Origin of the sequence: Dinoroseobacter sp. S375 (genome assembly GCF_049800775.1) — a bacterium.
In the GTDB taxonomy this organism is placed as follows: Bacteria; Pseudomonadota; Alphaproteobacteria; order Rhodobacterales; family Rhodobacteraceae; genus Dinoroseobacter.
Window position 1 is genome coordinate 43057 of the sequence record NZ_JBNAFR010000011.1, and the last position, 13148, is coordinate 56204.

13 protein-coding genes are annotated in these 13148 nt (G+C 65.2%); 8 read left to right on the forward strand and 5 right to left on the reverse strand.

Going from position 1 to position 13148, the window contains the following annotated elements:
• Nucleotide 1: 1 nt before the first annotated feature.
• Together ACP150_RS19150 and ACP150_RS19155 are read right to left on the reverse strand one after the other, a co-directional pair.
• Nucleotides 2-532: a TRAP transporter small permease gene (locus ACP150_RS19150; RefSeq protein ID WP_424968305.1), complete on the reverse strand. Its 531-nt coding sequence runs from the start codon at nucleotides 530-532 to the stop codon at nucleotides 2-4.
• Complete coding sequence (locus tag ACP150_RS19155; protein ID WP_424968306.1) at nucleotides 529-1521, reverse strand: TRAP transporter substrate-binding protein; 993 nt, start codon at nucleotides 1519-1521, stop codon at nucleotides 529-531. The genes ACP150_RS19150 and ACP150_RS19155 overlap by 4 nt, the downstream gene beginning before the upstream one ends.
• Before the next feature lie 241 nt (nucleotides 1522-1762).
• On the opposite strand from ACP150_RS19155, the gene ACP150_RS19160 reads away from it, so the two are divergent.
• Complete coding sequence (locus tag ACP150_RS19160; protein ID WP_424968307.1) at nucleotides 1763-3442, forward strand: ABC transporter permease; 1680 nt, start codon at nucleotides 1763-1765, stop codon at nucleotides 3440-3442.
• Here ACP150_RS19160 and ACP150_RS19165 read toward each other — a convergent pair.
• On the reverse strand, nucleotides 3439-3852 hold the full coding sequence (locus tag ACP150_RS19165) for a hypothetical protein (protein WP_424968308.1): 414 nt from the start codon (nucleotides 3850-3852) through the stop codon (nucleotides 3439-3441). The two genes, ACP150_RS19160 and ACP150_RS19165, sit on opposite strands and share 4 nt — an antisense overlap.
• A gap of 82 nt (nucleotides 3853-3934) precedes the next feature.
• The gene (locus ACP150_RS19170) at nucleotides 3935-4963 is read right to left on the reverse strand and encodes an extracellular solute-binding protein (RefSeq protein ID WP_424968309.1); all 1029 of its coding nucleotides are present in this window, start codon (nucleotides 4961-4963) and stop codon (nucleotides 3935-3937) included.
• A 224-nt stretch (nucleotides 4964-5187) separates the two neighbouring features.
• Here ACP150_RS19170 and ACP150_RS19175 point away from each other — a divergent pair, with 224 nt between their 5' ends.
• The 6 genes from ACP150_RS19175 (at nucleotide 5188) to ACP150_RS19200 (ending at nucleotide 11260) form a co-directional block, all read left to right on the forward strand.
• On the forward strand, nucleotides 5188-6819 hold the full coding sequence (locus ACP150_RS19175; RefSeq protein WP_424968310.1) for an alpha-D-glucose phosphate-specific phosphoglucomutase: 1632 nt from the start codon (nucleotides 5188-5190) through the stop codon (nucleotides 6817-6819).
• A 97-nt stretch (nucleotides 6820-6916) separates the two neighbouring features.
• Nucleotides 6917-8524 carry an FMN-binding glutamate synthase family protein gene (locus ACP150_RS19180; RefSeq protein ID WP_424968311.1) on the forward strand — a complete coding sequence of 536 codons (1608 nt, stop codon included), beginning with the start codon at nucleotides 6917-6919 and terminating at the stop codon, nucleotides 8522-8524.
• A gap of 156 nt (nucleotides 8525-8680) precedes the next feature.
• Nucleotides 8681-9337, forward strand: a complete 657-nt coding sequence (locus ACP150_RS19185) for a VPLPA-CTERM sorting domain-containing protein (protein ID WP_424968313.1) — start codon at nucleotides 8681-8683, stop codon at nucleotides 9335-9337.
• Between the two features lie 131 nt (nucleotides 9338-9468).
• Nucleotides 9469-9900, forward strand: a complete 432-nt coding sequence (locus ACP150_RS19190) for a YeeE/YedE family protein (protein WP_424968314.1) — start codon at nucleotides 9469-9471, stop codon at nucleotides 9898-9900.
• Between the two features lie 3 nt (nucleotides 9901-9903).
• The gene (locus ACP150_RS19195) at nucleotides 9904-10350 is read left to right on the forward strand and encodes a DUF6691 family protein (protein ID WP_424968315.1); all 447 of its coding nucleotides are present in this window, start codon (nucleotides 9904-9906) and stop codon (nucleotides 10348-10350) included.
• 25 nt (nucleotides 10351-10375) lie between these two features.
• Nucleotides 10376-11260 carry an MBL fold metallo-hydrolase gene (locus ACP150_RS19200; RefSeq protein ID WP_424968316.1) on the forward strand — a complete coding sequence of 295 codons (885 nt, stop codon included), beginning with the start codon at nucleotides 10376-10378 and terminating at the stop codon, nucleotides 11258-11260.
• An 89-nt stretch (nucleotides 11261-11349) separates the two neighbouring features.
• Here ACP150_RS19200 and ACP150_RS19205 read toward each other — a convergent pair whose 3' ends face one another.
• On the reverse strand, nucleotides 11350-11613 hold the full coding sequence (locus tag ACP150_RS19205; protein ID WP_424968318.1) for a spike base protein, RCAP_Rcc01079 family: 264 nt from the start codon (nucleotides 11611-11613) through the stop codon (nucleotides 11350-11352).
• Between the two features lie 201 nt (nucleotides 11614-11814).
• Here ACP150_RS19205 and ACP150_RS19210 point away from each other — a divergent pair, with 201 nt between their 5' ends.
• Nucleotides 11815-13137: a cytochrome-c peroxidase gene (locus tag ACP150_RS19210; protein WP_424968319.1), complete on the forward strand. Its 1323-nt coding sequence runs from the start codon at nucleotides 11815-11817 to the stop codon at nucleotides 13135-13137.
• The last annotated feature ends 11 nt before the right edge of the window (nucleotides 13138-13148 follow it).

Genomic DNA, 13148 nt, shown 5'->3' on the forward strand with positions numbered 1-13148 from the left:
CCTAGTCCAGCATCTCGTTCGGATCCGTGCCGGACCAGTGCAGCAGGCCGATGATCAGGTGGAGCACCAGAAGGGCCGCATAGAACCCCATGGCCGCCGCCAGACCGTAATAGAACGGCGTGTGGATAATCCCGAGATTGGAGGTCATCGCCCCGCAGGGCATCCCGCAGCTCCCCTTGGTCACGAGGCCATAGGCCGCGAAGCTGCAGATCGCGATCCCGCCCAGCCGGGCGGCGACATCCGTCACCCGGGTCAGCCCGCGCCCACCGGCATATTTGATGACGTTCACGCTGACATGCGACTGGTGCACCGCGCCATAGGCCACGGCTCCGGCCACCACCACGGTCAGGGCCATGGTCGAGATATCCTCGATCCCGAAGATCGGATCGCGCAGCACATAACGCCAGAAGACCGAAACACCCGTGACCGCGCCCAGCACCGCCAGCGCCAGCCCCCCGGCCAGGGCAAAGAGCCCCGCGATCCAATGCAGACCCCGCTCAACCGTGCCGAGCGGGGCCGGAAGCGGGCTCACCCGTCATCGCCCTTCATGATCGCGGTGATCTCGGCACCGGTCTTGCCCTGGCCGACCTCGCTGGCAAGCCAGGCATCCATGGCGGGCTGGATGGTGGCGTCCCAGCGGGCGCGCTCGTCGTCGCTGAGCTCGATGATTTCGACGCCATTCTCGCGGGCCACATCGATGCCGCGCTGGGCGATGGCCTTGTACATCTTGCCGCCCTCAAGGCTCAGCCACTTGCCGGAGGCCTCGTTGACCCAGCCTTTTTCTTCTTCGGAAAGAGCGCCATAGACGGTCTTGTTCATCAAAAGCACGAAAGCCGAGCCCGCGCCGGGGATGTTCGTTGTCATGTAATTCGCGGGCTCATGCATCTTGAAGGACATGGTGGCCGAAGGATCGATCGAGACCGCATCCACCACCCCGTTGGCAAGGTTCTGGTTGATCACGCTCACGGGCTGCGAGACGGCACTCGCCCCCAGCGCCTCGGTGAAGGGAATGTCCTGGGCCGAGGTCACGCGGACCACGAGCCCGTTCATATCCTCCAGCGTGCGGACCGGTGCGTCCCGGGTATAAAGCACCTGCGGATCATTGGCCCAGAGCGCGAGGATCTTGGCGTCGAACTCCTTCTCGATCAGGTCATAGGCGCGCCACATGGCCTCGGTGCATTCCACCGCATCGGCGCACATGCCCGGCGTTGTCACCGAGGTTGCGACGGGGAACAGCTGTGCTGTGTAGCCGGGCAGGTGAAAGGCGACATCCGCGATCCCGTCGAGCAGGATCGCGTATTGCTTGGGCGGGGCCGAGTTCAGCGCGCCGCCCGGGAACATCGAAACCGTAAGCGCCCCGCCCGACACCTCGGCGAGCTTCTCGGCAAAGGGCGTGAAGACCGCCTCGTTCATCGGATGGGTCGGCCCCATGAAATAGGCCAGTGCGAGATCCTTGGCGGTCGCATTCTGTGCGCCAAGGGACAGGGCCGCCGTCGCGGCCAGAGCGAGTAGTGATTTCACGGTGCATCCTCCCTGATGTCCAGAGCGCTCTGCGGTCGGGATCTCGGGATCCTCTGGTTCGGCGGCGCGCTCCCCCTTGGGTCAGCTTGCGCAGGATCAGAACAGTTTTGAACCCCCGGCGGGATTTTTTCGCGCGGGCGCTGGATCACGGCTGTGTCAGGATGGCCCGTCACATCGCGATCGGCGGGCTGCGAAAGGCTGACGCCTTGCCACCGGTTCGCAACCAGCGCTAGATGCCCCCATGAGCAGCCTGACCGATCCCACATCCGGCGCCGGCGCGCAGCCGCGCAAGGCCAAGCCCGCCGGGCGCGAAGCCCGCCTCATGGGGACGGGCGCGCTGGGTCTGGCGCTGCTGTGTCTGCTGCCCATGGTGGCGGTGCTGATCACCTCGCTCTCGGGCGGGGTCGAGACGCTGTCCCATCTCTGGGACACGGTGCTGCCGCGTTATATGGGCACGACCGTTGCGCTGGTGGCGATCGTGGCGGCGGGCACCTTTGCCATCGGGACCGGCGCGGCCTGGCTCGTGTCGATGACCGAGTTCCCCGGGCGACGCTGGCTCGAGATCGTGCTCGTGCTGCCGCTCGCCTTTCCGGCCTATGTGCTGGCTTATGCCTATACCCATGTGCTGGACCATCCGGGAATCGTGCAGACGCTGTTGCGGGATGTGACGGGCTGGGGGCCGCGGGACTACTGGTTCCCCGAGATCCGGTCGCTGGGCGGGGCGGCGGCGATGCTGACGCTGGTGCTCTATCCCTATGTCTACCTCTTGGCGCGCGCGGCCTTCCTGCAGCAGAGTGCGACGACCTTCTTCGCGGCCCGTGCCCTGGGCCGGACGCCGTTCCATGCCTTCCGCGAGGTGTCGCTGCCCATGGCCCGCCCGGCCATTGCCGCGGGCGTGCTGCTCGCCACCATGGAGACGATCGCGGATTTCGGCACGGTGTCCTATTTCGGGGTGCAGACCTTCGCCACGGGCATCTACACCAGCTGGTTCAACATGGCCGACCGGGTCGCGGCGGCGCAGCTGGCCATGGGCCTCCTGGCCTTTGCCCTGCTGCTGGCGTTTCTCGAACGCACGACCCGGGGCGAGGCCAAGTACCATGGCGGCAAGCGGCAGGAGGGCATGGCCCGCATGCCCCTGCGCGGTGCGGCGAAATGGGGGGCGACCGCGCTCTGTGCCGCGCCGGTCGTGTTCGGCGTGATCCTGCCCATCGTGGCGCTGGTGGTGATGGGCGTCGGGTCCGAGCAGAACCTGCTCAGCCGTCGGTACCTGCGGTTTCTGAGCAATTCCCTGACGCTGGCGGGCACGGCTGCGGTTCTGACGGTTCTGGCCGCCATCGTGCTGGGCTATTTCCACCGCGTGCGGCCGGGCAAGACGGCCACTGCGGCGCTCTATATCGCGCGGCTGGGCTATGCGGTGCCGGGCGGGGTGATCGCGGTGGGGCTGCTGGTGCCCTTCGCGCTGTTTGACAACACGCTGGATGCCTGGATGCGGGCCACGTTCGACATCTCAACGGGGCTGTTGCTGACCGGGTCGATCTGGCTGCTGGTTGCGGCCTATATGATCCGCTTTCTCGCCGCAGCGCTTGGGGCCTATGAGGGCGGGCAGGCGACGATCAACACCAATCTCGACTTTGCCTCCCGCGTGCTGGGCCAGAGCGCTTATGGCACCCTGCGCCGGGTGCATCTGCCGATCCTGACGCCCAGCCTTTTGACGGCGCTGCTGATCGTCTTTGTCGACGTGATGAAGGAACTGCCCGCGACGCTGATCATGCGTCCGTTCAACTTCGACACGCTGGCGGTGCAGGCGCACCGGCTTGCGGCGGATGAGCGGCTGGATGGCGCCGCCGTGCCCAGCCTCGTGATCGTGGCGGTGGGTTTTCTGCCGGTGCTGCTGCTCTGCCGAAGGGTCAGCCTGCGCTAGGAGCCGGGCGCGACCACCACCGGGCCCGTCCCGTTGATCCGGGCGCTGCAGGCGTCCACGGGATCAAAGCCGGGTCCGGCCAGACGGCAGGCGCCCACCACGAACTCATAGCGATCCACGTCGGTGCACGGGGCGTTCGGCGTCTCGAACACGGCCGTGACGCTGGCCCCTGGTGCGATGTTCATGAACCATGTGCCCTTGCTGCGCCCCACGCGGTCCGCGCCCACATAGAGAAAGAAATGCCCGCTCACCTCCATCACCGGATCCGGACCGGTATTGGTCAGGGTCATCTCGGCGGTGCAGTAGTATTCCCGCTGCCCGATCTCGCCGAGGGCAAGGTCGAACTCGGCAAGGGCCGCTGATGCAGGCAGGCAGAGAGCGAGGCCACAGGCCAGTGCATGTCGTCGCATTTCAAATCCTCCAGGCTTGGGACAGGTCACAAAAAAAGGGGCACCATTGGCGCCCCTTCAAAGTTCGTGAGTGGCCGGGGCCTTATTTCCAACCGGCTTCGTTGAAGATCTTCTGCGCCACGGGCACGTTCTTGGCGACAGCGGAGAGGTCCACATCGTCGGGCTTGAACATGCCCAGAGCGGCGACAGAGGGGCTCAGGCCGACACCCGGCACGGCCGGATACTCGTCATTGCCGGCCGAGAAATACTGCTGCGCCTGATCGGAGGCGAGGTATTCCATGAATTTCACGGCGTTCTCGAGGTTCGGCGCATTGGCGGCGATGCCACCGCCCGACAGGTTCATATGCGCGCCTTCGGCATCCTGCGAGGGGAAGACCCAGCCGATATTGCCCAGATCATCATCACCAAGGCCGCTCACGTCTTTGCGCAGCGCGCGGGCGAAGTAGTAGGTGTTCGAGATCGAGATATCGCACTCGCCCGAAACCAGACCGCGCAGCTGGTCGGTGTCGCCGCCTTGGGGCTCACGGGCGAAGTTCTCGACGAAGCCAGCGGCCCACTCTTTGGCGGCTTCTTCGCCGTGGTTCTCGATGATCGCGGACAGCAGCGTCTGAGAATACACGTTGGTCGAAGACCGATGACAGACCTGCCCTTTGTACTTCGGATCGGCCAACGCGACATAGGACATCGGCGGCTCGGCCACGTCGGCCTTGTCGTAGAAGATGATCCGCGCGCGCTGCGAGAAACCGAACCACTGGTTGTCCGCATCCTGCAGATAGCCGGGGATGCGGGTTTCGAGCACGGCGCTGTCCACCGATTGCAGCACGCCCGCGGCCTTCGCACGCTCGAGACGCGAGGTGTCCACGGTCAGCAGGATATCGGCGGGGGAGTTCACGCCCTCGGCCTGCATCCGCGCGATCAGCTCGTCGGCATTGCCTTCGATGCGGTTGATCGTGATCCCGGTCATGTCCTCGAAATCGGAGTAGAGGCGCTCGTCAGTGTCGTAGTGGCGCGAAGAATACAGGTTCAGTTCGCCAGCCGCATAGGCTGCCGATCCAAGCAGCGTTGCAGCTGCAGTCATGGCGCTTACGGACAGGGTCAATTTCGTCGGCATGGTCACTCCTGAAGAATTATCTATTCCCGATAGAATTAATCAGATACCAGTCTCGCCGGCGGCATCAAGTCTTTTTTGACTCTTTTTGTCGGAAACCAGCGGCCCATCGCGCGCGCGCCGTTTCCCCGGAGCCACAGACACGCGCGCTGCGCTCCAAGCCCCTTGCGGCGCGGGCGCGCTTCCGAAACAACGGGGCAAGCCTTTCAACAGATCAGGAGCGCGCCATGTCCATCCATACGGTCCAGACGCAGCCCATTGATGGTCAAAAGCCCGGGACCTCTGGCCTGCGCAAGACCACACCCACCTTTCAGGAACCCCATTTTCTGGAAAACTACATTCAGGCCATCTGGAATGGCATCGGCGGCGTTGCGGGCAAGACGCTCGTGCTGGGCGGGGATGGCCGCTATTTCAACGCCGAGGCGGCACAGGTCGTGCTGCGCATGGCCGCCGCCGGAGGCGCGGCGCGGGTGATCGTGGGGCAGGGCGCGTTGCTCTCGACCCCGGCGGCGTCGCACCTGATCCGGCTGCGCGGCACCGATGGCGGCATCATCCTCTCGGCCAGCCACAATCCCGGCGGCCCCAAGGGCGATTTCGGCGTGAAGTATAACGGCCCCAATGGCGGCCCCGCCACAGAGGAGGTGACGGACAAGATCTTTGCGGCGACCAAGACCCTGACCGAGTACCAGATCCTCGATGCGCAGGACGTGGATCTCTCGGCCCTGGGCGAGACGGCCATGGGCGACATGGTGGTCGAGGTGGTCGATCCGGTCTCCGATTACGCGGCGCTGATGGCCGAGATCTTTGATTTCGATGGGATTCGCGCACTTTTTGCCAGCGGCTTCCGCATCCATTTCGACGCGATGCATGCGATCACCGGGCCCTATGCCATGGCGATCCTCGAGGACACGCTGGGCGCGCCCAAGGGCAGTGTCGTCAATGGTGTGCCCAGCCCCGATTTCGGTGGCGGTCATCCGGATCCGAACCCGATCTGGGCCAAGGAGCTGGTGGACGCGATGATGGGCGAGGATGCGCCGGATTTCGGCGCGGCCTCCGACGGCGATGGCGATCGCAACATGATCATGGGGCGCGGGATCTACGTGACCCCCTCTGACAGTCTGGCGGCCCTTGCCGCCAACGCGACCCGGGTGCCGGCCTATGCGGGCGGGCTTGCGGGTGTTGCACGCTCCATGCCGACTTCCAAGGCGCTGGACCGCGTGGCCGAGGCGCTGGGCATCGATTGCTACGAGACGCCTACGGGGTGGAAATTCTTCGGCAACCTTCTGGATGCGGGGCGCGCCACGCTTTGCGGTGAGGAAAGCGCCGGGACCGGCTCGGACCATGTGCGCGAGAAGGACGGTCTCTGGGCGGTGCTGTTCTGGCTGAACATTCTGGCCGAGACGCGCAGCTCCGTGGCCGATCTGATGGCGGATCACTGGGCGCGCTATGGCCGGAACTACTACTCGCGCCATGATTACGAGGCCGTGGATGCAGCCGCCGCGAACGCCCTGATGGAGGACCTGCGCGGTCGTCTCGCGGACCTGCCGGGGACCGAGGTCGCGGGCCAGATCGTGAATTTCGCCGATGAGTTCAGCTATGACGATCCGGTGGACAACTCCCACAGTGCCGGGCAGGGCCTGCGCATTGGGTTCGAGAGTGGCGCGCGCATCGTGATCCGGCTGTCGGGGACGGGCACCGTCGGGGCGACCTTGCGGGTCTATCTCGAGGGCTACGCGCCGGGCCCCGACGGGCTCGACCGGGATCCGCAGGACGCGCTGGCCGATGTCATCGCCGCCGCCGATGGGCTGGCCGGGATCGTCACGCGCACGGGCCGGGCGGCCCCGGATGTGATCACCTGAGCGGAAAGCTCAGACAGGCGGTTCACAGAAAGGCATTTCGGAGTTTAGGGTTTCTCAAGGGACGGCGGCGCATGCTGCCGAAATTGGGAGGTCCCGCATGAGCCGTTACGCGATCTTTTTCATAGTGGCCTGGGCGACGGTTGCGTCGCTCATCGCCTTGGCGTGGAGCATCTGGTTCCTCATACCGCTCGGGGTGTTCGGGGCCTTGTCCGCGCTCGGGGTGTATGACCTGCTGCAACAGCGCCATTCGATCCTGCGCAACTACCCGGTGATCGGGCATATGCGCTTTTTGTTCGAGGGGATCCGCCCGGAGATCCGGCAATACCTGATCGAAAGCGATCAGGACGAAGAGCCGTTTTCGCGCGACACCCGCTCCATCATCTACCAGCGCGCCAAAGGGGTGGAGGATAAACGCCCCTTCGGCACCCGGATGCGGGTCTACGATTCCGGCTACCAGTGGCTGACCCATTCCGTCCGGCCCATTCATATCGAGGATCCGGATTTCCGGGTGCGGATCGGCGGACCCGACTGCGCCCAGCCCTATGACGCCTCAATCTACAACATCTCGGCCATGAGCTTTGGCGCGCTCTCGGGCAATGCCATCCGGGCTCTGAATACCGGTGCCAAGGAGGGCGGCTTTGCCCATGACACCGGCGAGGGCGGTGTGAGTGTGCATCACCGCAAGGGCGGTGGCGATCTGATCTATCAGGTGGGCTCGGGCTATTTCGGCTGCCGGACAGAGGACGGCGTGTTCGACCCGGAGAAGTTCCGGGAAACCGCAAAAAACCCGCAGATCCGGATGATCGAGGTGAAGCTTTCTCAGGGGGCGAAACCGGGGCATGGGGGCGTGTTGCCCGCCTCAAAGATCACGCCCGAGATTGCCGAGGCGCGGGGCGTGCCCATGGGGCGCGATTGCGTGTCCCCGGCGGCCCATGGCGCGTTTTCGACGCCGGTCGAGATGATGACATTCCTTGGTGAGCTGCGCGAGCTTTCGGGCGGCAAGCCTGTGGGCTTCAAGATGTGCATCGGTCACCGGCGGGAGTTCATGTGCATCGTCAAGGCGATGCTCGAGACCGGGATTGTGCCGGATTTCATCGTGATCGACGGCAAGGAGGGCGGGACCGGCGCCGCGCCCCTGGAATTTGCCGACCATATGGGCATGCCGCTGGTCGAAGGGCTGACCTTTGCTCATAACACCCTTCGCGGTGCGGGGCTGCGCGACCAGATCAAGATCGGCGCATCCGGCAAGATCGTGACGGCCTTCGATCTGGCCAAGGTGCTGGCGCTGGGCGCGGATTGGGCCAATTCGGCCCGCGGGTTCATGTTCGCCATCGGGTGCATTCAGGCCCAGGCCTGCCACACGAACCAGTGCCCGGTCGGTGTAGCAACGCAGGATCCGCTGCGCGCCCATGCGCTCAACGTGGATAGCAAATCCGTGCGGGTGGCGAAATTCCATCGCAACACGCTCAAATCCCTGGCCGAGATGACCGGGGCTGCGGGGCTCGAACATCCGCGCGATTTCCTTCCCTATCACCTGATCGTCCGCGAGACGGATCGTGGGATGATGACCGGGGATGAGGTTTATCCTTACCTGCCCGAAGGATTTCTTCTCGACGAGGAGGCGGATGAGTTCGGCTATCTGCGGCGCTGGCGTCGGGCCGATGCCAGCAGCTTTGCGCCGACGGATATGCGCAAAGGCACCTGACGCGGCGCGCGACGCAGGCAAACCGGCGGCTGGCAATCCCGCCAGCGCGCCGGGTTTGTTTCCGAAATCCAATCGCGAACGGGCGGGTATTTGGCGAATTGCCGTCTCCCGTGTTAACCTTTTCCCAGTTTTTCACGATTTGGACAAAGGTGCTTTATGCTGAAATATGTTGTTTTCGCCGCGGCCCTCGCATGTGCCACAGGCGCACAGGCCAGTTCGATCGCCTCGCTTGCGATCTCCGATCTGACTTTCGATATTCAAACTGAAACCGTCGTTTCGAGTGATGTCTCGACCTATACGGGTATCTCGGGTTTTGCGCCGGGGGACACAGTGGGCTGGAGCGTGAACGCCTTCTCTCCCCTGAGCGATCTGACCAGCACGCAGAGTTTCTCGGGCTTCGGGACGGTCCCGGCACAGAGCTACGAGCATGTGCACGTCCACGGGTTCACGATCACCTTTGACGAGGCGATTGATGAACTGCTTTTCGTTGTCGAGAACGACAACAACAACACGCTCAATGGGGTCCTGCTGGATCTGCAGATCGCGGCCGCCGACGCGCAGGGCGTCCTTTTGCCGACCGGCACAGGGTATTCGATCACCACGGCGAACGCGGCCACATGGGTCTTGTATGAATTCGCCGCCCCTGTAACGCAGGTGGTGAACATCGCCGGGCCCGCCGCCGATGGGTTTGACATGGCGTTCTTTGCCGGATCCTCGGTCGCGCCCATCCCCCTGCCGGCCTCGGTCCCCCTGCTTGGGGCGGGCCTCGGGGTACTTGTGCTGGTCTCCCGCCGCCGTCGCCGCCGCGCCTGAGCCCGCGGCCTGCGGCGCGGGTCTGCGCCGCAGGGTTCTGTGACTTGGTCACTGATCCATTCCGGTTTCCGAATGTATCTTCCGTTGTGTCGGGATAGTCTGTCCCGACACCACGGTTGCAGGAGGATCGGATGGAAACCGTTTTCACACCCTGGATGTCACTGGCCGGTGGCGCGCTGATCGGCCTTGCGGCGGTAGCGCTCATGGCGCTGCACGGGCGCATCTTCGGCGCGACCGGGATCCTGGCTGGCGCGCTTCTGCCCTCTGACCCGCAAGACCGCGGATGGCGTCTCGTGCTGTTGGCTGGAATGATCTCGGGGCCGGTGCTTGTCTGGATGCTGAGCGGGTCCATGCCCGAGGTTCAGGTTCCGGTGAGCCTCCCAGCGCTGGTGATAGGTGGTGTGCTGGTCGGAATCGGCGTCACGCTTGGCTCTGGCTGCACATCCGGGCACGGCGTCTGCGGAATGGCGCGCCTGTCGCCCCGGTCGATCGCGGCGACACTGGTCTTCATGGCGACCTGCGGCGCGACGGTCTTTCTGATCCGTCACGGGATCGGAGGATAAGCCATGCGGATGCTCAGCTTCTATCTCATCGGTCTCGTCTTCGGCGTCGGGATTTCCCTGTCGGGCATGGCCAACCCGGCCAAGGTGCTCAACTTCTTTGACATTGCCGGGGCTTGGGACCCGAGCCTTGCTTTCGTGATGGGCGGTGCCCTGGTCGTGACGGGTCTGGGCTATCGACTGGCCCTGCGCCGCGCGACGCCGGTGCTGGCCCCGCGCTTTCAGATCCCCAGCCGGACCGGGTTCGATCCCCGTCTCCTGTCCGGGGCGGCGATCTTCGGGGTGGGCTGGGGCATTGCCGGCTTCTGTCCCGGTGGGGCTTTGCCCGCTCTGGGCACCGGGCGGGTCGAGGTCGCCCTGTTCGTGGCCGCCCTGATCACGGGGATCCTGTTGACCCGTCTCACATTGGACCGGCGTGCGGGCCCGAGCGGGCTCGCCCCCGGGTCGCGCTAGACCCAGCGGATGCGGAGGAGGACCAATGACCGAGTTTCCCGTACGCCTTGACGCCAAACCGGACGTGACCGCGTTTTTCGACCCGGCCACCCATACGATCAGCTATGTGGTTGCCGATCCGGCCACCGGGATCTGCGCGGTCATCGACAGCGTTCTGGATCTCGACTACGCCGCAGGCCGGATCACCTACGCCCATGCGGACAGGATGATCGCCTTTATCCGCGCCGAGGGGCTCCGTGTGGACTGGATCATCGAAACCCATGTCCATGCGGATCACCTGTCGGCGGCACCCTATATTCAAGCGTGTCTCGGGGGGCGTATCGGGATCGGAGCCGAGATCCTCACGGTGCAGGACACCTTCGGCAAGGTTTTCAACGAGGGCACCGAGTTTCAGCGCGACGGCAGCCAGTTCGACCGGTTGTTTCAGGATGGCGAGACCTACGAGGTTGGCAAGATCCCGGCATTCGCGCTTTCGACGCCCGGGCATACCCCGGCCTGCATGACCCATGTCATCGGCGATGCGGCCTTCGTGGGGGATACGATCTTCATGCCGGATGGAGGCTCGGCCCGCGCGGATTTCCCCGGGGGCGATGCTGGGCAGCTCTACGATTCCATCTGGCGCGTGCTCTCGTTGCCGGACGAGATGCGGCTGTTCATGTGTCACGACTACGGACCGGAAGGGCGCGAGATCCAGTGGGAGACCACGGTCGCCGAAGAAAAGCAGCGCAACATCCATGTGGGGCAGGACCAGTCGCGCGAGGCCTTTGTCGCGCTGCGGACCGCACGGGATGCAACGCTGGCGGCGCCGAGGCTGCTCTTGCCGTCATTGCAGGTGAATATGCGGGCCGGTGAGATTCCCAAGGATCCCAGCGGACGCCCGATGCTCAAGGTCCCGTTGCGCGGGATTTGAACACGAAGGCCCCGGCGGTGGGGCCGACCACGGCCCGTGGGTCGAGCCGTGGTCGCGGGCTCCGGACGGAGCCAAAGGCGCATCGCGCCTTAACGCAGGCCGACCAAACCGCCCGCCGTGGTGCCGGACGAGCGCACCCGCTTGACGCGCAGAGGGTAGATGACCCCGGCGGCGACGTTGGTCAGTTTCACGATATTGCCCGAGATCAGTTCCACGGAAATGTCGCCGGCTTCGCCGACATAGATGGCGCGCGTGGCAAAGGGCAGGTTGTTGGAATTGCTGGGCGTGATGGCTTCGCCGGCCGTGGCCGGGCCGGTCAGGCTGCTTTGGTGGCCTTTGTAGTCGTCGATCATGTGTCTGCTCCAAGGAAAACTTCTGCCTATAGGCGCAGAGAAGTCTGAAGATCTACCGAGACCTGCGCGCGCTCCTGCACGCATCGCGCAACGGCGCTGGCGTTTGTGCGCGCGGGGACCCGCCCATAACCGCTTGTTCTTGCAGCGCGCGCGCGGCAGGGTGTGGGCGCAACTGGAACGGGAGGATACGGTTTGAACCCCATGCAGGCAGCCTGTCTCGCCCTGAGCCTCGCCCTCTGCGGCAGCGCGGCGGCGGCTCTGGACCTTCCGCCCGCGGTGACGGATGCGGATTACGCCCCGGTCGACCCAGCAGAGGCGCGCCTGGGGCAGCTGTTGTTTTACGACCCGATCCTGTCGGGCAATCGCGAGGTGTCTTGTGCGACCTGCCATCACCCGGCGCATGGAACCTCGGACGGTCTGTCGCTGGGGATCGGCGATGGCGGGATCGGCCTCGGTCCCAAGCGGCGTGCCGACCCCGAGAACCCGCCCGAGCAGCGCATCCCCCGCAATGCGCCAGCCCTCTTCAATCTCGGCGCCCATGAGTTCACCGTGCTCTTTCATGATGGCCGGATCGAGGTCGATCCCGACCGCCCCGGTGGGCTGCGCACCCCGCTGGACGAGGATATGGTGGCGGGGTTTGCCTCGCTGCTCTCGGCGCAGACCATGTTCCCGGTGCTCAGCCCGGACGAGATGGCGGGGCATTACGGCGAGAACGAGATCAGCAAAGCCGTCCGGCAAGGCCGTCTGACCGGCGAGGGCGGTGCCTGGGATCTGATCTCGCGGCGCGTGGCGGCGATCCCGGCCTATGCCGAGGCGTTTGTCGCGATCTATCCCACAATCGACAGGCCGGAGCAGATCGGGTTCACGGATATCTCGAACGCGATTGCGGCCTTCATGGCCTTCGAGTGGCGCTCGGATACGAGCCCTTTTGACACCTATCTGCGCAGCGGTGCGGGCCTTGCGCCTGCGCAAGCCGAGGGGATGGGGCTGTTCTATGGGGCGGCGGGCTGCGCGGCCTGCCATACCGGCCCGTTTCAGACCGACCACGGCTTCCACGCCATGGCCGCACCGCAGATTGGCCCGGGCAAGGCCGCGCGGTTCGAAAGTCATGCCCGGGATGAGGGGCGGATGCGGGTGACAGGGCAAAGCGAGGATGCCTATGCGTTCCGCACGCCTTCCTTGCGCAATGTGACCCTCACCGGGCCCTATGGCCATGCGGGCGGGCACCGCGATCTGGACGCGTTTCTGCGCGATCACGTGCAGCCCGAGGGTGGCCTCGGGACCTATGACCAGACGGGCGTGACCCTGCCACCGCTCGAGGTTGCGGATTTCCGGGCCTTTGCGGCGGGGGGGGACCTCGCCGGGATCCGCGCCGCGCGTCGTGCGCCCGGTGTGGCGCTCAGTGATGCGGAGATTGCAGCACTCCTGGCCTTTCTCGCCGCGCTGGAAGATCCCGTCGCCATTACCGGGCGGCTCGGCGTGCCGGAGACGGTGCCCAGCGGGCTGCCGGTGGCCGCGCCCTGAAAGATCCGCGG

Excerpts from the sequence above, each read along its gene's own strand:
- ACP150_RS19205 (WP_424968318.1), bottom strand. The coding sequence starts at position 11,613 with ATGATCGACGACTACAAAGGCCACCAAAGCAGCCTGACCGGCCCGGCC.
- ACP150_RS19160 (WP_424968307.1), top strand. The coding sequence starts at position 1,763 with ATGAGCAGCCTGACCGATCCCACATCCGGCGCCGGCGCGCAGCCGCGC.
- ACP150_RS19185 (WP_424968313.1), top strand. The coding sequence starts at position 8,681 with ATGCTGAAATATGTTGTTTTCGCCGCGGCCCTCGCATGTGCCACAGGC.
- ACP150_RS19195 (WP_424968315.1), top strand. The coding sequence starts at position 9,904 with ATGCGGATGCTCAGCTTCTATCTCATCGGTCTCGTCTTCGGCGTCGGG.
- ACP150_RS19190 (WP_424968314.1), top strand. The coding sequence starts at position 9,469 with ATGGAAACCGTTTTCACACCCTGGATGTCACTGGCCGGTGGCGCGCTG.
- ACP150_RS19210 (WP_424968319.1), top strand. The coding sequence starts at position 11,815 with ATGCAGGCAGCCTGTCTCGCCCTGAGCCTCGCCCTCTGCGGCAGCGCG.
- ACP150_RS19165 (WP_424968308.1), bottom strand. The coding sequence starts at position 3,852 with ATGCGACGACATGCACTGGCCTGTGGCCTCGCTCTCTGCCTGCCTGCA.
- ACP150_RS19200 (WP_424968316.1), top strand. The coding sequence starts at position 10,376 with ATGACCGAGTTTCCCGTACGCCTTGACGCCAAACCGGACGTGACCGCG.
- ACP150_RS19180 (WP_424968311.1), top strand. The coding sequence starts at position 6,917 with ATGAGCCGTTACGCGATCTTTTTCATAGTGGCCTGGGCGACGGTTGCG.
- ACP150_RS19175 (WP_424968310.1), top strand. The coding sequence starts at position 5,188 with ATGTCCATCCATACGGTCCAGACGCAGCCCATTGATGGTCAAAAGCCC.
- ACP150_RS19170 (WP_424968309.1), bottom strand. The coding sequence starts at position 4,963 with ATGCCGACGAAATTGACCCTGTCCGTAAGCGCCATGACTGCAGCTGCA.